The organism is Shewanella sp. VK101 (genome assembly GCF_056497865.1).
Genome location: NZ_CM151402.1, coordinates 4278858 through 4297596 on the forward strand (window position 1 = coordinate 4278858; position 18739 = coordinate 4297596).

The 18739-nt window shown below is 54.3% G+C and carries 16 protein-coding genes; 7 read left to right on the top strand and 9 right to left on the bottom strand.

The window, feature by feature from the left end:
* Positions 1–25 precede the first annotated feature (25 nt).
* A complete protein-coding gene (locus ACSHSR_RS19080; protein ID WP_028779643.1) occupies positions 26–1378 on the top strand; it encodes a flavohemoglobin expression-modulating QEGLA motif protein in 1353 nt (450 codons plus the stop codon).
* A 56-nt stretch (positions 1379–1434) separates the two neighbouring features.
* Here the strand turns inward: ACSHSR_RS19080 and ACSHSR_RS19085 are convergent, their stop codons facing one another.
* Positions 1435–2802 (bottom strand): alanine/glycine:cation symporter family protein, encoded by a 1368-nt coding sequence (locus tag ACSHSR_RS19085; RefSeq protein ID WP_479631043.1) that lies wholly within the window; start codon positions 2800–2802, stop codon positions 1435–1437.
* Between the two features lie 114 nt (positions 2803–2916).
* A complete protein-coding gene (locus ACSHSR_RS19090; RefSeq protein ID WP_101054811.1) occupies positions 2917–3879 on the bottom strand; it encodes a LysR family transcriptional regulator in 963 nt (320 codons plus the stop codon).
* A gap of 92 nt (positions 3880–3971) precedes the next feature.
* On the opposite strand from ACSHSR_RS19090, the gene ACSHSR_RS19095 reads away from it, so the two are divergent.
* A complete protein-coding gene (locus ACSHSR_RS19095) occupies positions 3972–4913 on the top strand; it encodes a sodium-dependent bicarbonate transport family permease (RefSeq protein WP_101054809.1) in 942 nt (313 codons plus the stop codon).
* Here the strand turns inward: ACSHSR_RS19095 and ACSHSR_RS19100 are convergent.
* On the bottom strand, positions 4901–5473 hold the full coding sequence (locus ACSHSR_RS19100) for an SRPBCC family protein (protein WP_479631044.1): 573 nt from the start codon (positions 5471–5473) through the stop codon (positions 4901–4903). The genes ACSHSR_RS19095 and ACSHSR_RS19100 overlap by 13 nt on opposite strands.
* A gap of 239 nt (positions 5474–5712) precedes the next feature.
* Between ACSHSR_RS19100 and ACSHSR_RS19105 the strand changes: the two genes are divergently transcribed.
* Positions 5713–6114: a hypothetical protein gene (locus ACSHSR_RS19105; RefSeq protein ID WP_101054803.1), complete on the top strand. Its 402-nt coding sequence runs from the start codon at positions 5713–5715 to the stop codon at positions 6112–6114.
* A 62-nt stretch (positions 6115–6176) separates the two neighbouring features.
* Positions 6177–6416, top strand: coding sequence for a galactosyldiacylglycerol synthase (locus ACSHSR_RS19110; protein ID WP_101054799.1), 240 nt, complete (start codon positions 6177–6179; stop codon positions 6414–6416).
* A 78-nt stretch (positions 6417–6494) separates the two neighbouring features.
* Here ACSHSR_RS19110 and ACSHSR_RS19115 read toward each other — a convergent pair whose 3' ends face one another.
* The 6 genes from ACSHSR_RS19115 to ACSHSR_RS19140 form a co-directional block, all read right to left on the bottom strand.
* A complete protein-coding gene (locus ACSHSR_RS19115; protein WP_101054796.1) occupies positions 6495–6980 on the bottom strand; it encodes an N-carbamoyl-L-amino acid amidohydrolase in 486 nt (161 codons plus the stop codon).
* A 113-nt stretch (positions 6981–7093) separates the two neighbouring features.
* The gene (locus ACSHSR_RS19120; protein WP_045283178.1) at positions 7094–8548 is read right to left on the bottom strand and encodes an MBL fold metallo-hydrolase RNA specificity domain-containing protein; all 1455 of its coding nucleotides are present in this window, start codon (positions 8546–8548) and stop codon (positions 7094–7096) included.
* Between the two features lie 120 nt (positions 8549–8668).
* Complete coding sequence (arsJ, locus tag ACSHSR_RS19125) at positions 8669–9910, bottom strand: organoarsenical effux MFS transporter ArsJ (RefSeq protein ID WP_045283179.1); 1242 nt, start codon at positions 9908–9910, stop codon at positions 8669–8671.
* 11 nt (positions 9911–9921) lie between these two features.
* On the bottom strand, positions 9922–10935 hold the full coding sequence (locus tag ACSHSR_RS19130) for an ArsJ-associated glyceraldehyde-3-phosphate dehydrogenase (protein WP_479631045.1): 1014 nt from the start codon (positions 10933–10935) through the stop codon (positions 9922–9924).
* Position 10936: 1 nt separating this feature from the next.
* The gene (gene arsB, locus ACSHSR_RS19135; protein ID WP_479631046.1) at positions 10937–11971 is read right to left on the bottom strand and encodes an ACR3 family arsenite efflux transporter; all 1035 of its coding nucleotides are present in this window, start codon (positions 11969–11971) and stop codon (positions 10937–10939) included.
* 66 nt (positions 11972–12037) lie between these two features.
* Positions 12038–12373: an ArsR/SmtB family transcription factor gene (locus tag ACSHSR_RS19140; RefSeq protein WP_028779633.1), complete on the bottom strand. Its 336-nt coding sequence runs from the start codon at positions 12371–12373 to the stop codon at positions 12038–12040.
* Positions 12374–13152: 779 nt separating this feature from the next.
* Between ACSHSR_RS19140 and putP the strand changes: the two genes are divergently transcribed.
* The 3 genes from putP (at position 13153) to ACSHSR_RS19155 (ending at position 17191) form a co-directional block, all read left to right on the top strand.
* Positions 13153–14649 carry a sodium/proline symporter PutP gene (gene putP, locus ACSHSR_RS19145; RefSeq protein WP_025886847.1) on the top strand — a complete coding sequence of 499 codons (1497 nt, stop codon included), beginning with the start codon at positions 13153–13155 and terminating at the stop codon, positions 14647–14649.
* Positions 14650–14754: 105 nt separating this feature from the next.
* A complete protein-coding gene (proB, locus tag ACSHSR_RS19150) occupies positions 14755–15897 on the top strand; it encodes a glutamate 5-kinase (RefSeq protein ID WP_044733611.1) in 1143 nt (380 codons plus the stop codon).
* 46 nt (positions 15898–15943) lie between these two features.
* Positions 15944–17191: a glutamate-5-semialdehyde dehydrogenase gene (locus ACSHSR_RS19155; protein ID WP_044733610.1), complete on the top strand. Its 1248-nt coding sequence runs from the start codon at positions 15944–15946 to the stop codon at positions 17189–17191.
* The last annotated feature ends 1548 nt before the right edge of the window (positions 17192–18739 follow it).

Consider the following 18739-nt stretch of genomic DNA (forward strand, 5'->3'; position numbering starts at 1 on the left):
CCTGTGTCTTCCGAGGAGACTATTGATGCCAGACACAAGTGCTTATAAAGAGGATCTGCGGCGCCTCTCGGACGAGCTGATCCGGTTGCAGACGCCGATAAAAATCCTCGATGCCATCAAGTGGCCGAGAGAGATGGAAGCCCGTTTTCTCGAGAGTAACGGCAAGCAATTACCCGCCATAGACGCCGAGTTTTACCAGCGTCTGCCGCTGCCTTTTGACCCGGATAAGACCCGCCAAGAGTTGACCGAACTGCGTCTGCAGACCCGCAAGCGCCTGGGAAGATACGACAAGCTGGGCAAGATATTGATAGCCAATATCGAGCAATATCTTCAGGTTATCGACATGCTGCAACACCGCGGCAAGGCCGATTTCGGCGAATTCAGCCGTCGCCTCTACGGCAGCGCCAACCACAAACTCCATGGTGACAGACACAATCTCAGACAGCTCGGCGACCGTCTGAGTTACATCTTCTCGCTGCCGGCAGCGCTGCGCAGCAATCGTCATCACCCCAAAGAAATCGCCGCGCCTGAAGCGGTGGATATACTCGGCCGCCGTCTGAAAGATTACTTTCACAGCGACGATATTCGGGTGCGTCTCAGTGATGGCATAGTCTCGGATGCCGCCGTGGGCGGCGACACGGTCAAGCTCAACAGCAAGGCGCTGTTCAGCCAATCGGATCTTGATGTCTACGAGGTGCATGAGGGCTGGGTGCATGTGGGCACCACCCTCAATGGTCGGGCTCAACCCTGGGCCACCTGGCTCAGCGTCGGTTCTCCCAGGGTAGCAGCAGCCCAGGAAGGGCTGGCCGTATTGATGGAAACCATTACCCTGAGCTCCAACCCAGGGCGGGCCAGGCGTATCAGCGACAGGATCACCGCGGTCGATATGGCCGAGCAAGGTGCCGACTTTATTGAAGTATTCAACTATTTCTGCGGCCAGAATCTCAGCAAACGAGACAGTTACCGGGTAACTCAGCGGGTGTTTCGCGGCGGCATGGTGCAGGGTGGCAGCTACTTCACCAAGGATATCTCCTATGTACGTGGCTATGTGGAAAACATTAACTTTATCCGCTCCGCCATCACAGCCGGGATCCCGGAGATTATCCCTATGCTGTTTGTCGGCAAGCTGGCCATTGAGGATATCCCCGTGCTTTATCAAGCCCACAGGGAGGGGCTTATTGCCGCCCCCAAGTATCTGCCGCCCATGTTTGACAACTTCAGTGGCCTCTACGCCTGGTTTGGTTTCGCCTCCGGGATGGCCGGGATAGACCTCAAGGGGGTGCAGAGGCACTTCAGCCGCCTGTTCAAACAGTTACCCAATGCCGAACCTATGTTCGAGTTGCTGGAAGACACTGAGTTTGACAGCAACGCCGACTGATAAAGAAACAGGGCAACTCGAGTTGCCCTGTTTTTGGTTCTAACCCAATTGGCTCGCTATTTTTGCAACTCGGCCTGGCGCTGCTTGATGAAGTATTCCCGAGTCAAAGTAAAGACCACTGGGCTGAGCAGCGCCAGGGCTATCAGGTTGGGGATCGCCATCATGGCATTCAAGGTATCTGCCACCAGCCAGATAAAGTCCAAAGACGCCATGGCTCCCACGGGCACCATCAGAGTCCAGACCAGGCGAAACGGCACTATGGCCTTGGTACCAAATAGATACTGCACGCATTTTTCACTGTAAAAGCTCCAGCCGAGAATGGTGGTAAAGGCGAAGATAGCCAGTGCCACGGCCACTATGTACTGCCCTATGGGCAGAGCGTGGCTGAAGGCGTAGGAGGTTAAGGCCGCGCCGGTTTCCCCCGAGGTCCAGGCACCGGAAACGATAATCGCCAAACCTGTGATGGAGCAGACCACTATGGTATCGATGAAGGTACCCAACATGGCCACCAATCCTTGAGCCACAGGGTTATTGGTCTGGGCTGCAGCATGAGCAATCGGCGCACTACCAAGACCAGCCTCATTGGAAAACACCCCTCGGGCCACCCCGAAACGTATGGCGGCCCACACTGCCGCACCGGCGAAACCGCCCTGGGCCGCCACTGGGTTGAAGGCGCTCTCGAATACCAGCTCCAGCGCCGCCGGGATCTGATCGAAATAGACCACAATCACAGCCAAGCCTGAGGTGATATAAAACACAGTCATCAGGGGTACCAACTTACCGGCAACGTCGGCAATCCGCTTGATGCCGCCCATTAAGACAGCACCCACCAAAATCATCATCGCCAAGCCGGTTGCCCAGGCTGGAACACCAAAGTTGCTGTCCAAGGCATCGGCCACCGAGTTGGCCTGCACTGTGTTGCCGATACCAAAACCGGCAAAACCACCAAATAAGGCGAATAGCGTTCCCAACCAGGCCCATTTCTGGCCGAGACCATTCTTGATGTAGTACATGGGGCCGCCTATGTGGTTGCCGCTGTCATCGACCTCGCGATACTTGACCGCCAACACAGCTTCGGAGAACTTGGTGGCCATCCCCACCAGCGCGGTGCACCACATCCAGAACAACGCCCCCGGGCCACCAAGAAATATTGCCGTCGCCACCCCGGCGATATTCCCTGTCCCTATGGTGGCCGACAGTGACGTCATCAGCGCATTGAAGGGGCTGATCTCCCCTTTCATATTGGTGTCTTTATCCGGGATCCGCCCGGACCAGAGTAAGCGGAACCCCCGCCCCAGCTTGAGAAGCTGCATAAAGCGCAAACCTATGGACAGAAACAGTCCTACCCCCAGGATCATCACCAGCATGGGCACACCCCAAACCAGGCTGTTGAGCTGGCTAACCCATTCCATTATTGTTTCCATTCCAACCTCGTGTAGTTATTGTTATCGTTGCAGTTTCCACCTGTTATGGCAAAACTGCATAAGGAACACCCAGATTACAACGAAACATTAACAATTGGAAACCCGAGGTCAAACTCAGTCGGCGCTCAACCCCAGGTTGGTTGGTAGCTGGGCGATATCACCAGCCACCCATTCAGCCTCTATGCACTGCTGCAGATGCTCAGCCATAAAGTGCACCAATTGCCGCGCCGCATAGGGCATACGCCTGTCTTTACGGCTCACCAGATACCAGTTGCTTTCCAACGGGAAGCCCTTCACATCCAGAATAGCCGGGCGCTCGCGCCCTTCCTCCAGGGTATGGGCCGAGATAACTGATAACCCCAACCCCGAGGCGACCCCCAGACGAATGGCCTCATTGCTCTCTATCTGCATACAGTCGCCCAGTTCCACCCCCTGACCGCTGAGCCAAGACTCAAACATCAAACGGGTAGCCGAACCCGGCTCACGGATGAGAAACCGCTCGCGACTGAGCTGCTCAAACTTGAGTTCACTCTGCCCGGCGGCCCAATGATCTCTGGGGGCAATCAACTGCAGTGGGTTACGGATGATCCGTGCCGATTGCACAGTTTCGCCCCTGGGAGGATGGCTGAAGAGGTAGAGATCGTCTTCCAGATGCTCAAAACGATTCAGCACATGGGCACGGTTGCCTATGTTCAGTGTGACTCGGACACCGGGGAAACGACGATAGAAAGCGCCTAGGATCCGCGGCACCACGTACTTGGCCGTGGTCACCAGGCCGATATTGATGTGGCCGCTCTGCCCTTCCCGCACCTTGGCCAGCATGCCGTTGAAGTCTTCCAAACGAGTCATCACATCGACCGCCGCCCGGTACAACTCCTGCCCCACCTGAGTCGGCCGCAGCCCTCCCGGGCCGGTTTCCAGCAAAGGCTCACCCACCAGCTCGGCCAGTTTTTTCAATTGCAGCGATACGGTCGGCTGAGTCAGATACAGGTGTCTTGCAGCGGCGGAAATATTCTGCCGCCGAACCACTTCGATATACACCTGCAACAAGCGCAGGCTGAGATGGCGAAGATCCATAGATAATTATCTATATATATGCAGTGAATAATTTATTTTCCAATATAGCGCCGGGCGAGCACAATCTCCAGCCGTCTAACAAGGAGAATCCCATGCCTGATGTTGTTATTGCCTTTTTCGGTCTAGGCCTGTTGGCCGGTCTGCTCAAATCGGATCTCAGAGTCCCCGAATCCACCTACGAAACCCTTTCCATACTGTTAATGCTGACCCTGGGCCTCAAGGGCGGCATGGCGCTACACGGCCACACAGATCAGCTGTCCTTTGCCGAACTGGGACTAGTAATAGGTTTGGGACTGGCAATCCCGCTGGCGCTGTATCCCATACTGAAAAAAGTGGTTCGCCTATCCCAGAGCGATGCCATCAGTATTGCCGCCCACTACGGCTCGGTCAGTGCCGGGACTTTTGCCGTTGTCTACGCCATGACAGAACAGCTGGGCTGGCCACTCAAGCCCGAAACCACTCTCTATCTGGTACTGCTGGAGCTGCCATCCATCATAGTCATGCTGTGGCTCTATCGACGCCTTAACCGGGATAAAACGGGAGGCAGTGGCAATATTCTGCTGGAAGCACTCACAAGTCGTGGGGTGATACTGCTGGGGGGCGGCGTGCTTATCGGTTGGGGCTACGGCGCTGAGGGCTTGGCCTCGTTAAGCCCTGTGCTGATGCAGGGATTCAAGACCTTGCTGGCGCTATTCCTGCTGGAAATGGGCTTGTGTACCGCCAGGGTTTGTGCTCCACTGCCCTTGAGTCACTGGCGCCTATTGGTATTTGCCGCCATCACCCCTTTTGTGCTCGCCTGGGTGGGTATCATTACAGGTCACGCCCTGGGGCTGCCCGCCGGTTCGACATTGGTACTGGCCGGTCTCTGCGCCAGCGCCTCTTATATTGCGGCACCGGCGGCGATCCGTGCGGCCATTCCATCGGCCAATATCGGCGTGGCCATGCTGGCCTCGCTGGGGGTCACCTTCCCGATTAACCTGCTGATAGGGCTTAATCTTTACCGTCAATGGGTGGCCTGGATTTACGGGCTCTGAACTTGTTCCTGCGGCGCGGGTTCTGACTCGAGTAACAGCTTGAGATTACTGAGCCCACGCAATAGATCCGTGGCGATCATGGTTTCAAAGTCGACAAACAGAAACATCAGATTCATCGGGTAATCCAGGTGCCCCTTAAAGCTCCAACTAAGGTTGGTCCTATTGCCTTTATAGGGCTCAAACAGCATGTAGGCAGGTTCAGTAGCCTCGAAGGGAGTCAGGAATCTGAGCTGATAATCGATGCGCTTGTTGGTTTCCATGGCGACTATCTCCTGCTCGCCTTGGCCCACCTCCGGGTTGTCACTCTCCCAAGCCGAGACAAAGCCAACAGTGCCGTCAACGCCGCGATAACTGCGCTTAATCGCCGGATCCATCTTGGCCCAGACGCTGAAATTATCTTGATTCTTAAGATACTTTACATAGTCATACACCTCGGCCACCGGGCGATTTATCACCACATTGGTGGTCACCTGGTAGTCGCTTTTGACAAACAGAGCGGCAATCAGCGGCACAGCCACTATCAGTGCCAACAGGATAAACAGTGTCTTGATAAAACGCATAAGGACTCTCCAAACAAGTTTTCTTCCGACAACAATTACTTGTCTGAGTATATCCTGCAAACAGCCCAAAAAGTAACCAGATTGTTAAATGTTGAAAATAGTGGTTTTACCTCTGTTAGCACTAACAAATCTTGGTGGAGAAGCGAGCCGGGCCACAAATCATCCACTGGTGGTTTGTTGTGCATATGCTTTTAGGTTACAGTCACCTGTAAACATGGACGTCTAACCTAGGAAGTATAATGGGACTGATCCTGGCGCCACTACTTGTTATCTGGCTGGCAATACTGACTGTGGCGGGTTACCAAGCCACTTTGTACTTCAAAGAAACTTTCAGCTTCAGCGGCCTATTGGCATTTTCCAGTGTCAGTTTGCTCTGCGGAGCTCTCTATTTCCTGCTCCATTTCCGGCGCTATCAGGACGCAGAAACCTTAAGTGTTTTCGAGATCAGTCTGGAACTCTTATTCAACCCCATCAGTGGTGGCATTTGCGTATTGGCACTGTTACTGATCTGGCTGGTGCCCATGGGGGTTTGCAAGCCTCTACTGTTGGCACTGGTGCTTGGCCTAGCTATCGCCACCCTGACCGGGGTCGTTTATGAAGAGAGTTTTATGACAAAACATGGGATTCAACGCACTCACTGAAGAGGATATAGTGCAAGCTATGATTTTCGGCCACTGAGGCCACACCAATCCAAGGAGAGAGAATGATCCAACTCAGCAATAAAGAAACCGGCGCCGTTATCGGCCATATCTCCGAACAACAGCTGCAGTTCCTGATCGACAACCTGGTAGAAGAGCATGATGCCGACCAGGACTACTGGCTGAACCGCACTCAATTGGAAACCTTTAAGGCCATAGAGGCCGATGCCGAGCTCATCAACCTGTTGGAAGCCGCCATGGGCGAAGCCGATGAACTGGAGATCCTCTGGCAGCGCCAAGGCTAAAGCCAGGTTTGCACCAACAATAAAAACGCTCCTTTATTAAGGGGCGTTTTTATTTGTTAATGGCAAAGATAAAAATAGTTAACCGATAATAGCCTTCAAGAGCACTCCTAAAATAACTCCTAGTAGACTCATAGTTCCGGCTATCCACCAACGAGTTTCCTTTTTATGGGCAATTTCGCTTGAGTGAAGGTTAATGGCAGTGGTTACCAATGTTGATATATCAGAGTTACTCAAAGGGTTCCTTGAAATGCGCGCTTTCTTTTCAGAACATAGCCCCCTAAACTCTTCTCTTGATATTTTTTCTTCTTTATCAATATCATATAATTTTTGATAATTCCTGCGCCAAACAAGAGATGCCTTAGTTCTAGTTTGATCCAAACGAAAAAACTCAGGATGTTGTTCAAATATCCTTTTCCAATATTCTCCCTGACTTTCATCGCCAGATATACGATCAGCCCAATCCGAAAACTCCAACTTGTAAAACTTATATGTTCCCATAACCTGTATTGCGGCTATCACATCAGCTAGACGATTTTTATTATCAATGTACGGGGTATTACTCATATTGCTTTACTTTGTCCCACTTAAGGTTAACTCTCTTTTGATTCAACGTCATAGCGCTCGGCCTACTATAGGGAATGAACCGTAAAGTTAAGTTTATGACTTCCCACTAAAACTTAACCCACAACCCAGCTCAGTTCGGGTAAACGGCTGAGATCCAGCTTGTCGCCTTCGGTCGCTATAGCCGAGGCCTGAGGTCTGGGCTTGGGCTGCACGCCGTCGGCATGTTCCAGCACACTCAGGAGTTGCCGCTGGGCATCCGGCTCACCGTGAACCAGAATAAGTGGCGGCGCGCCCTCAAACTCACGATACCAGCGCAGCAATTCGGCCTGATCCGCATGGGCCGACAACCCACCGACTGTGTGAATTCTGGCGGCGACATTCACCGAATTACCGTTGATGGTAAGCTCACTGGCGCCATCGACCAGCAGCCGCCCCGGGGTTCCCAGTGCCTGAAAACCACAGATGATAATGTCGCACTCGGGCCGCCACAGGTTGTGTTCCAGATGACAGCGGATACGACCGCCGTTACACATGCCGCTGCCGGCAATAATGATAAGCCCCTGGTGTACGTCGTTGAGTTCCATCGACTCTTCGGTACTTTGGATAAACTCTATTCCAGACAGCAGCGGGTGCTGCCCGGGGTGTTGATGCACGAAACGCTTGAAGTCCTCGTCCATCAAGGGATAGTTATTGATATACACCTTGGTGGCCTCTATGGCCATGGGGCTGTCGAGGCAGATTTTCCAACGTGACAGATCCCACTCCCCGGCATAAAGGTGAAACAGATACAAAAGCTCCTGCGCCCGGCCAACCGAGAAGGCAGGGATCAGGATATTGCCGCGGCTCTCACTGATGGCTGTCGCGAAGATCCCCTTGAGTTCTTCCAGAGTCGCCTCCCAACTCCGGTGCAACCTGTCGCCATAAGTGCTTTCCATCAGCACCAGATCGGCCTGTTGGATCAGCGTAGGATCTTTGAGGATCGGCATACCGGCGCGGCCAAGATCGCCACTGAACACCAGTTTTTTCTGGGTGTTGCCATCATTGATCCACAGCTCCAGTAGCGCCGACCCCAGAATATGGCCGGCATCACTCAAACACAGGGTCACACCGGGAATGGGATCCAGCTTGGTGCCATAGTCCAGTGGAATAAAGCGGGTCAGTGCCAGTTCGACATCTTCTTCGGTGAACAGCGGCTCTATCGGCTCTAGATCTTGCTTGGCACGTTTGCGGTTCTGCCGTTCGGCATCACGCTGCTGCAACATGGCGGCATCCTTGAGCATGATGGCGCACAGATCCATGGTGGCCTTATGGGTGTAGATTGGGCCGCTAAAACCCTGCTTCACCAGCAGGGGCAAGCGCCCAGAATGATCGATATGAGCGTGACTCAACACCACGGCAGTCAGGGATTCAGGAGCAAAGGGAAAGGCTTCATGGTTACGCAATTCATCCTGCCGCCCTCCCTGAATAAGACCACAATCCAACAACAAACTTGCATCGTTGACCCGCAACAGATGGCAGGAACCTGTGACTTCCTGGGTAGCACCCCAAAACTGCAAGCTCATGGACATAACACTTCCCTCTTTGAAACAATTCAATACAGCTGCGGAAATAACTTTACCGCACCTCTAAGCCTATGCCCTTATGGGAAAAAGTGACACTCCCTTATAGTCTAATTTTGCAATGGATCATTACGCCTCATGCTCTTGGGGCAGACCACGGGAGATAATCAGAGTCAGCAGTAACATGGCGCTGGAAACCCAGAGGCAAGCCTCCAGCCCCCACCACTGAAACAACGCACCGGAAAGCACTGTGCCCAGCAAGCGCCCGGCGGCATTGGCCATATAGTAGAACCCCACATCCAGGGATACCCCATCCTCGCGGGCATAACTGACAATCAGAAAACTGTGCAGCGAAGAGTTCACCGCAAACAAGGCTCCGAACAGCAACAGGCCACCGATAAGCCAGACGTGGGAGTATTGGCTATCAAGCCCAAGGGCGATAAGCGCGGGCACCAGAGCGAGCAAGCCGCACCAGAAGAGCGCCGCCGCCCGTCCCGGCAAGGCCGAGCCTTTATGCTTGCCGGCTGTCTTGCCGTCAGTCCTGGCGGTCAGTCTGGGTGCCAGGGCCTGCACCAAGCCGTAGGCGATAATCCAGCCGGCCAGAAAGCCCCCCACCTGCCAGTGATCCCAGCCAAATTGGCTGGCCAGATACACAGGCAAGGCCACCACAAACCAAACATCCCTGGCAGCAAACAGAAACAGCCTGGCCGCAGAGAGAATATTCACTGCCCGGCTTTTGGAAAACAGCTCACTGAACTTGGGCTTATTCTTGGCCAGGCCCAGTTCCGCCTTGAGAAACAGCAGCGAGCTCAACCACACCAAGGTCAAAACCGCGGCCATGGTGGCAATGGCACCGGCAAATCCCAGCAGGCTAAGCAGGGCGCCGCCGAGGAAGAAACCTATTCCTTTGAGGGCGTTCTTGGAACCGGTCAGCAACGCCACATAGCGATACAGGGTCTGTCCCGCCTGAGCCGCATCCTTGGGTACCAGAGTCTTAATGGCACTCTTGGCACTCATCTTGTTGAGATCTTTGGCAATCCCCGACAGTGCCTGGGCCGCCATTACCCAGGGAATGGTCAGCCAGGCCTGAGGCACCAACAGCATGGCCAGCGCCACTATCTGCAGCCCAAGGCCGATATTCATGGTGCGGTTGAGCCCCAAACGGGCACCGAGCCAGCCGCCCAACAGATTGGTGACTACACCGAAAAACTCATAGAAGAGAAACAACATGGCAATGGCCAGAGCACCGTAACCCAACTGATAAAAATAGAGCACCACCAGCATGCGTAGCGCGCCATCTGTCAGGGTAAAGGCCCAGTAGTTGCCGGTGATCAGCAGATATTGGCGCAGCGCCGGACTCATTTCAGCCATGGTGTTGTCCTTCAGGCATCCCGGTCCAAACGGCCCACCATCAGCGCCAACTCGGCGGTACGGTTGGCATAGCCCCATTCATTGTCATACCAACAGTAGAGCTTCAGCTGTGTGCCGTTGATCACCATGGTGGACAGCCCATCCACTATGCAGGAGCGGGGATCTGTCTTGTAGTCCACCGACACCAGCGGCCGCGACTCGAAGCCGAGAATGCCCTTGAGCTCAGTCTCGGCCGCCTGTTGCAGCAAGTCGTTGACCTGTTGCTCTGTCACTGTTTGCTCCAGTTCAAACACACAGTCGGTCAGCGAGGCGTTGGCCAGTGGCACCCTGACCGCATGGCCGTTGAGGCGGCCTTTCAGCTCAGGGAAGATATGGGTAATGGCGGTGGCACTGCCTGTGGTGGTCGGGATCAGGCTCTGGCCACAGGAGCGGGCTCGGCGCAGATCCTTATGGGGCGCATCCAATATGGTCTGGGTATTGGTGATGTCGTGGATAGTGGTCATGGAGCCATGACGAATGCCGAAGTTCTCATGGATGACCTTGACCACAGGCGCCAGACAATTGGTGGTACAGGATGCGGCTGTCACTATCGGATGCCTGGCCGAGTCGTAACTCTGATGATTCACCCCCATCACCAGATTGGCGACGCCGTCCTCTTTCACAGGCGCTGTCACCACCACCCGTTTCACCCCTTGATCAAGATAGGCCTGTAGCAGCGCCTTGGTTTTCATCTTGCCCGAGGCCTCAATCACCAGATCGCATTGAGACCAATCGCTGTCTGCAATGGCCTGATTGCGACTGGTCGCTATCCGCCGCCCGGCTATGACTATGGCACTGCCCTCATGCTCTACTGGGTGCGGCCAACGGCCATGAACCGAGTCAAACTCCAACAGGTGCGCCAGGGTGGCGGCATCGCCCGCCGGGTCGTTGATCTGCACAAATTCGAGTTCCGGCCAATCCCAGGCAGCCCTCAAGGCCAGCCGTCCCATGCGGCCAAAGCCGTTAATTCCCATCTTTATTGTCATCTCAATTCTCCGTTAACTTGTTGGCCGCAGGCCAATTACCGCGGCGGCGATTGGCAAATGCCACCAGGGATAGCATCACAGGCACTTCCACCAGTACCCCAACGACTGTGGCCAACGCCGCTCCCGAGTGCAGACCAAAGAGGGAGATAGCCACGGCAACCGCCAGTTCGAAAAAGTTGGATGCCCCTATCATGCAAGCCGGAGCGGCTATGTTGTGGGGCAGGCGCAAACGCTTCGCCAGCCACCAGGCCAGCAGGAAAATACCGTAAGTCTGCAGTAACAGTGGAATAGCTATCAGCACAATATTTTGCGGCTGGGCCACTATGGTTTCGGCTTGCAATGCAAACAGCAGCACTACCGTCAACAGCAGCCCCAATATCGACCAAGGCTTGAGCCTGGACAGCAAGGCCGTGATCGCCCCTGGTCGGCTATTGAGGTGTTTGCGGGTCAATACCCCGGCTAACAAGGGCAGCAACACATACAGCGCCACAGATAGGATCAAGGTTTCCCATGGCACCTGAATATCGCTCACCCCCAGCAGCAGAGCCGACAGCGGTGCGAAGGCAAAAATCATGATCACATCATTGACCGATACCTGCACCAGAGTGTAGTTGGCATCGCCGCGGGTCAGTTGACTCCAGACAAACACCATAGCGGTACAAGGAGCGACTCCGAGAAGGATCATCCCGGCGATATACTCCTGCGCCGTTTGCGGCTCCACCCAAGGGGCAAACAGAAAACGGAAAAAGAGCCAGCCGAGCAGCGCCATGGTAAAAGGCTTCACCAACCAGTTGATCACCAGCGTCAGCAGCAATCCCTTGGGATTTCGGCCAACATCCTTGATAGCGGAAAAGTCAATTTGCACCATCATGGGATAGATCATCACCCAGATAAGTACGGCGATCACCAGATTGACATGGGCGTATTCCAGCGCCGCCACCGCGGCAAATACATTAGGTGCCAGATAACCCAGTGCTATCCCAGCTAAAATACACAGCCCTACCCACAGGCTGAGCCAACGTTCAAAAATTCCCATACATCTCCCCTCTCCGGTCCCCCGGCGGTTAACTTCCGGCGCTCAAGTGATAGATTCCGGCCGGTTTCAACAGCAAGCTTGCGGCCTCGAGGCCATGGCCTCCAGCCGAGTCAGCTCATCAGCAATAAAGCCAGGGTTGGCCGTCAGTGTGTCCCGCAGCAACTGCTCGCACCAGGGTGCCAGCTCGGGGCTGAGACGATAAAACACCCATTGGCCCCGGCGTCTGTCCTGCAACAGCCCCTGAGTTCGCAGCTGCGCCAAATGACGGGAGATCTTCGGTTGACTCAAGGCCAGGGCCTCAGTTAACTCGCAGACACAAAGCTCTCCCTGCTGCAGGATCAACAGCAAGCTGCGCAGCCGGGTTTCATCAGCCAAGGCTTTGAAAAAAATGGTTAGTTCCATGATAAATGCCACTCCTTAAGGCCAATGTTCGGCCAGCCATACATCTGCCGTTTCCGTTGGCCACTCAAATAAGCACCTTCAGCAATCTGGAGAATATATGGATAAACAGATATATGCTAAATCATATATAAAAACGCCTATAGTTCAAGCGCTATTTTGAGGAGTTTATCGGATTGGAATTGGAGATCTGGCCCAGTGGTTACACGGGTTTGCAGAGGTTCGCTTGGCAGAAGCCGACGCTATCGTAAATTAATTTTAAACCCTAATTATTTCCGGTTTATTTCAGAACCAAATCAGAAAATAGTTATGGCTCAAATATAGAACCTATCGCCTACCTTATAATTGTATGCAATATATTAAAAATTGAAAAAACTAAAATAACTACAAAATAACCAACTGATTTAAATGAAAATAATCATTTAAATCCAGTTTAAAACCTAGTATTGCACTCAGATATAAACTTGATCATTTTCTGATAAACATGAATAATATCGTTCGAGCAAAAACCATTTGAACACTAATCAATAGATTGGTTAGCCTTCAAGTGGTTTTTCGCTAGCCCAACTTCAGATGAAACTTAAGGAAGGAGAATCACGATGAATGCCAACAGCTCACAGGAGTCTGACAGTCATCTTTCACGCTACCAAATCAGCCTCAGAGATAAAGCCAAGCACCTGATCCAATTAGGGTGTTTCTGGCTCGTACTCTCAACCTACCTGTACCCATTCTGCAAACAAAAACTCAATCAAGCCTTCACTGGCAATAACGGGCACTAATCTATGGATTATTCGAGTTATATCTCTTTGGCCATCTACTTTGTGGTCATGCTGGCGATAGGCCTGTTTGCCTATCGCAATTCTACCGATGATATTTCGGGCTACATTCTCGGCGGCCGTCAGGTCAGCCCTCAGGTCACGGCGCTGTCGGCCGGCGCTTCCGATATGAGTGGTTGGATGCTGATGGGTCTGCCGGGCGCCATGTTTGTTATCGGCTTCGACACCATCTGGATTGCGCTTGGCCTGCTTATCGGCGCTTGGTTCAACTATCTGCTGGTAGCGCCCAGGCTCAGGGTTTATACCCAGGAAGCAGATGACGCCCTGACTCTGCCGGACTTTTTCAGCAAGCGCTTCGAGAAGAAAAACGGCTCGGTGCGGATGATTTCTGCAGCGGTGATCATACTCTTCTTTACTCTCTACACCTCTGCCGGCCTGGTCGCCGGGGGCAAACTGTTTGAATCCGCCTTCGGCCTGAGTTACCAGCTTGGCCTGGTGATCACTGTCTCAGTGGTGGTGGCCTACACCCTATTGGGGGGCTTTCTGGCCGTCAGTATGACCGACTTTGTGCAGGGCTGTATTATGTTTGTCGCCCTGGTGATGGTGCCTATAGTGGCTTTTCAGGAGTTCAACAATGGCACTGAGATGATGGCGCAGGCCAATCACACCATAGTGCCTCTATCTGAATCTGTGGAGAAAATGAGCCTGCTGGCGATTGTTTCCAGCATGGCCTGGGGACTGGGTTATTTCGGTCAACCACATATCATAGTGCGCTTTATGGCAATTCGTTCGGTGAAAGATATCAAGACGGCCCGCAACATAGGCATGAGCTGGATGTTGGTGACCATACTCGGCGCCCTGGCCACAGGCCTTATCGGTGTCGCCTATGTCAACAAGTTCCACCCTGGGCTGCAGGACCCGGAAACCATCTTTATTCTGTTCTCGGAAATTCTGTTCCACCCCTTGGTGAGTGGCTTCCTGCTGGCGGCGATTCTGGCGGCCATCATGAGCACCATCTCCTCACAGCTGCTGGTGTCATCCAGTTCGCTGACAGAGGATGTCTACCGCGCCGTGTTCCACAAGGACATAGACGAGAAGAAGCTGGTTAACATAGGTCGCCTTGGGGTGTTTGCCGTTGCTGCCGTGGCCACTTTACTGGCACTGGACAGCGACAGCAGCATATTGTCACTGGTGAGTAACGCCTGGGCCGGTTTCGGTGCCGCCTTCGGGCCACTGGTGCTGTTCAGTCTGTTCTGGTCGAAGATGACCCACTCGGGTGCCGTCGCCGGTATCCTCACCGGCGCCATCACTGTGCTGCTGTGGATCCTGCTGCCTGTCTTGCCCGATGGCAAGACACTCTCCAGCGTGATCTACGAGATAGTTCCCGGCTTTATCATAAGCTCCACGGCCATAGTGCTGGTCAGCCACTTTAGCCAGGATCCCTCACACTCAGTGCAGAAGACCTTCCACGCTACCCGGGAAAAGCTGCAACAGGCCGGCTGATAGCTGGATAGTACAAATCCCGTTATAGACCCGGTGGCAGACGCCGGGTCTAGCTTCAATCCCCAATTCGCTTCGAAGTAACACCTCAAACAGGTTAAGGAAGTTATGAATAAGCAACCAAGGCAACGAATTGTTTTAAAAGTCGGCAGCGCCCTGATTGCCCCTGACAGACAGGGCTGTAGCTCGCGCTATCTGCTGGCCATAGCCCAATTCATTGTGCGCTGCCGCGCTAAAGGCATTCAGACCATACTGGTTTCTTCCGGCTCAATTGCCGCCGGAGCCCACAGATTTCCGCTCAAACCTGGCAGTGAAGCCAATAGTCCAGAGGCCCAGGTGGTACTGAAAAAAGCCATGGCCGCCGCCGGGCAGACTGAGATGATGGCGACCTGGGATAAGTTTTTCGACTTTCCCACGGCGCAAATTCTGCTGACCCATGGCGATCTGCGCGACAGAGAGCGTTACCTGTCGATTAGGGAAACCGTGTTTACCCTGCTGGATCACGACATACTGCCGATCCTCAACGAAAACGATACCGTCACCACAGATGCACTCAAGGTGGGTGACAACGACAACCTGTCAGCCATGGTGGCAGCTGCGGCCGACGCTGATACCTTAGTGATCTGCTCGGATATTGATGGCCTCTACAACAAAAACCCGCATCTGCACAGCGATGCCGAGCTGCTGCCCGAGGTCAATAAAATCGATGCCGCCATCTATGCCATGGCCGGCGGCAGTCACAGCGATGTAGGCACCGGCGGCATGCGCACCAAGATAGAAGCGGCAGAAAAGGCCAGCTCCCACGGCATTGATACCTATATAGTCAACGGCTTCAAAGAGGAGAGCTTTAATGCCCTGTTGTCGGGCCGCAATCCCGGCACCCTGTTCCGGGCATCCGAAACTCCGTTGCAGGAGCGGATGCATTGGCTGACCCACACTGTCAGGGCTCAAGGGGAAGTGATAGTCGCCGCCGATGAGGTGATGGACAGCGCCAAGAATTGCGCCGAGCTTTCCAGCAATGAAGTACTTGAGGTCAAAGGCAACTTTGCCGCCGGCGATACCATACTGCTGCGCAGCGACGACGGCACCCGTCTGGCCAAGGCCCGCAGCAACTACAGCAGCAGCCTGCTGAGTTTTATCGCCGAGCAGGAAGACCCTGAACTGGCCGACAGCTTCACCGACAGCCTGGGCGGCATAGTCTCGGAAAAAGATATCGCCCTACTCAGTAAAACGCCGCAACTGGAGAAATAGCAGCGGCCCGCCACCAGAGTAGCGCAACGAACAAAGGAGGACCCAAATGAGTCTGATAACCACACTGGCAAGCTCAGCGGCCAAGGCGGCCAGGGAGCTGGCACTCATAGATACCCAAACCAAAAATCAGGTGCTGAAAGCGATGGCCCGGGCGCTTCTCGCTGAAAATGACAATATTCTCAAGGCCAATGAGGAAGATCTCCTTGCGGCCCGCAGCGCAGGTCTCAGCGAAGCCATGCTCGACCGTCTGACCCTGACGCCAGAGCGGATCGCCGCCATGGCCAGTGGCATTGACACCATAGTCGAGCTGGACGATCCCGTGGGGCAGCGCCGCGAGCTGGGCCGCCGTCCCAACGGTATTCAGATAAGCAAGCTCAGAGTGCCGCTCGGGGTGGTCTGTATGATCTATGAGGCGCGCCCCAATGTGACCGCGGATGCCGCAGCGCTGTGTTTCAAATCGGGCAACGCGGTAATACTGCGCGGCGGTAAAGAGGCGCTCAACTCCAGCCTGGCGATAGCCAAAGTGCTGCACAAAGTACTGCAGGAGTTCAAACTGCCAACCGCACTGATATCCGTGGTGCCGGATCCCGACCGCGCCTTGATGCTGGAACTGTTGCAGCAGCGCGACTACATCGACCTGGTGATCCCAAGAGGCGGCGAAGGCCTGATCAACTTTGTCAGCGACAACTCTAAAATCCCGGTTATCCAGCACTTTAAAGGCGTTTGTCACCTCTATGTCGACAGAGATGCCGATGTGGAAAAGGCGCTCAACCTGCTGCTCAACGGCAAGACCCAGCGCACCGGCGTCTGTAATGCCCTGGAAGGCCTGTTGGTACACAAGGATATCGCCAAAGTATGGCTGCCTATCGCCGCTCAGGCCTTGGCCGACAAGGGGGTGAAGATCAATGCCGATGAGAAGGCGGCGCCCTTCTTCGACCAGGCCACTGTGCTGACGGAAGAGGAGTTCGGCCAGGAATACCTGAGCCTGGAAATCGCCGTACGCCAGGTCGACTCGCTGGCGGATGCCATGAAGCATATCGCCCGCTTCGGCAGCCACCATACCGAGGTGATCTGCACCGAAAGCCAGCAAGCGGCGCAACAGTTTCAGCAAGGGGTCGATGCCTCTGTGGTGATGGTCAACGCCTCATCGCGCTTCAGCGACGGCAGCGAGCTTGGGCTTGGTGCCGAAATCGGTATCGCCACCACCAAGCTGCATGCCTACGGCCCCATGGGACTGGAGTCATTGACCACGGAGAAATTCCTGGTCAATGGAACAGGTCAGACACGCGACTGAGGAAGGGTTTGGCAATAGCGGGGCTTATTGCCAAACCGCTATTGCCCACCACCTAGAGTGCGGATGCTGGAAGCCCGAATAAGGACAGGGTGTCCGAGAACGGCCTTCTCGCACTGACTGCTCTGCATTGAGGCATTTGAACCACAACTTTAGGCCGCTGGCACTGCGGCTAACATGGCTTCCAGCTAAAAGTTACTAATTAGTATTGGCAGGGCCTCCGGCGACGGATGTTTCTCATTGCCTGCCGCAGGCTTATGCACAGGCGATCCTGTGACTCGCTGCGAGTACATCCCTGTAAGCTCTGCCTCGCCATCCCTGGCTCGGAAGGTCACAGTTCCGCCTGTGCCTGGAAAATAGGCGTATGTCTGTAGCTCAAAACAACTATGTGTGGGAAGAATTGCACCAATTCCCCCTTCGGAGCCGCCGCGGGCGTTGTTGCAAATTGGCGTAGCCGAGACAGGGATGTCGAGGCTCGAAGGTCAAGCAAGGAGGCGAGTCCTGAGTGTAGCCAATTTGCTTCATAAGCCAGCGGGGATTTCGGCTACGTCGGGGTGTCCTTGGGGATGCAAGGGGCTTTGGACAAGCAAAGCCCCTTGCCCGGTGTGGTGTGGAACACCACGGCTTTACGCCGCTGGTACAGCGGCTATCATAGCTTCCAGCTAAGAGTATCTAAGTTAGTATTGGCCGAGCTTCCGGCGACGTATGTTTCTCATTGCCTGCCGCAGGCTTATGCACAGGCGATCCTGTGACACGGCGTGAATACGTCCCTGTAGCCTCGTCGAAAACATCCTTGTTTTCGACGGTCACAGTCCCGCCTATGCCTGGAAAATAGGCGTATGTCTGCAGCTCAAAACAACTCTGTGTGGGAAGAATTGCACCAATTCCCCCTTCGGAGCCGCCGCTGGCGTTGTTGCAAATTGGCGTAGCCGAGACAGGGATGTCGAGGCTCGAAGGTCGAGCAAGGAGGCGAGTCCTGAGTGTAGCCAATTTGCTTCATAAGCCAGCGGGGATTTCGGCTACGTCGGGGTGTCCTTGGGGATGCAAGGGGCTTTGGACAAGCAAAGCCCCTTACCCGGTGTGGTTTGGCGAGAGTTGCGTAGCAACGTGCTTTCGAGCGAGAGCCAGGGATGGCGAACTGGCCGTTGTGCATGGATGCATTTGCTCCACGACTTTAGGCCGCTGGCACAGCAGCTATCATAGCTTCCAGCTAAAAGTTACTAATTAGTATTGGCAGGGCCTCCGGCGACGGATGTTTCTCATTGCCTGCCGCAGGCTTATGCACAGGCGATCCTGCGACACGCTGCGAGTACATCCCTGGCTCAGAAGGTCACAGTTCCACCTGTGCCTGGGAAATAGGCGTATGTCTGTAGGTATATAAACAATTTCAAGCAACGCTATGATTGCAGAATTGCACCAATTCCCCTCGGTGTAGCCGAAAGCCATTGGCGCATAATAAGGCGGCAGAAACATGGATGCCGAATCAGCGCCCAAGCTCCCTGGGTTCAACCTCATTAGTCTCTATCGCGAACAGAGTTTTGCTCCAGTAAA

What these genes read in the sequence shown, in the direction of transcription:
- arsB (WP_479631046.1), bottom strand. Translation starts at nt 11,971, where the DNA reads ATGGGAATTTTTGAACGTTGGCTCAGCCTGTGGGTAGGGCTGTGTATT.
- ACSHSR_RS19095 (WP_101054809.1), top strand. Translation starts at nt 3,972, where the DNA reads ATGCCTGATGTTGTTATTGCCTTTTTCGGTCTAGGCCTGTTGGCCGGT.
- ACSHSR_RS19085 (WP_479631043.1), bottom strand. Translation starts at nt 2,802, where the DNA reads ATGGAAACAATAATGGAATGGGTTAGCCAGCTCAACAGCCTGGTTTGG.
- ACSHSR_RS19080 (WP_028779643.1), top strand. Translation starts at nt 26, where the DNA reads ATGCCAGACACAAGTGCTTATAAAGAGGATCTGCGGCGCCTCTCGGAC.
- proB (WP_044733611.1), top strand. Translation starts at nt 14,755, where the DNA reads ATGAATAAGCAACCAAGGCAACGAATTGTTTTAAAAGTCGGCAGCGCC.
- ACSHSR_RS19155 (WP_044733610.1), top strand. Translation starts at nt 15,944, where the DNA reads ATGAGTCTGATAACCACACTGGCAAGCTCAGCGGCCAAGGCGGCCAGG.
- ACSHSR_RS19120 (WP_045283178.1), bottom strand. Translation starts at nt 8,548, where the DNA reads ATGTCCATGAGCTTGCAGTTTTGGGGTGCTACCCAGGAAGTCACAGGT.
- ACSHSR_RS19115 (WP_101054796.1), bottom strand. Translation starts at nt 6,980, where the DNA reads ATGAGTAATACCCCGTACATTGATAATAAAAATCGTCTAGCTGATGTG.
- ACSHSR_RS19090 (WP_101054811.1), bottom strand. Translation starts at nt 3,879, where the DNA reads ATGGATCTTCGCCATCTCAGCCTGCGCTTGTTGCAGGTGTATATCGAA.
- ACSHSR_RS19140 (WP_028779633.1), bottom strand. Translation starts at nt 12,373, where the DNA reads ATGGAACTAACCATTTTTTTCAAAGCCTTGGCTGATGAAACCCGGCTG.
- ACSHSR_RS19100 (WP_479631044.1), bottom strand. Translation starts at nt 5,473, where the DNA reads ATGCGTTTTATCAAGACACTGTTTATCCTGTTGGCACTGATAGTGGCT.
- ACSHSR_RS19130 (WP_479631045.1), bottom strand. Translation starts at nt 10,935, where the DNA reads ATGACAATAAAGATGGGAATTAACGGCTTTGGCCGCATGGGACGGCTG.
- ACSHSR_RS19110 (WP_101054799.1), top strand. Translation starts at nt 6,177, where the DNA reads ATGATCCAACTCAGCAATAAAGAAACCGGCGCCGTTATCGGCCATATC.
- arsJ (WP_045283179.1), bottom strand. Translation starts at nt 9,910, where the DNA reads ATGGCTGAAATGAGTCCGGCGCTGCGCCAATATCTGCTGATCACCGGC.
- ACSHSR_RS19105 (WP_101054803.1), top strand. Translation starts at nt 5,713, where the DNA reads ATGGGACTGATCCTGGCGCCACTACTTGTTATCTGGCTGGCAATACTG.
- putP (WP_025886847.1), top strand. Translation starts at nt 13,153, where the DNA reads ATGGATTATTCGAGTTATATCTCTTTGGCCATCTACTTTGTGGTCATG.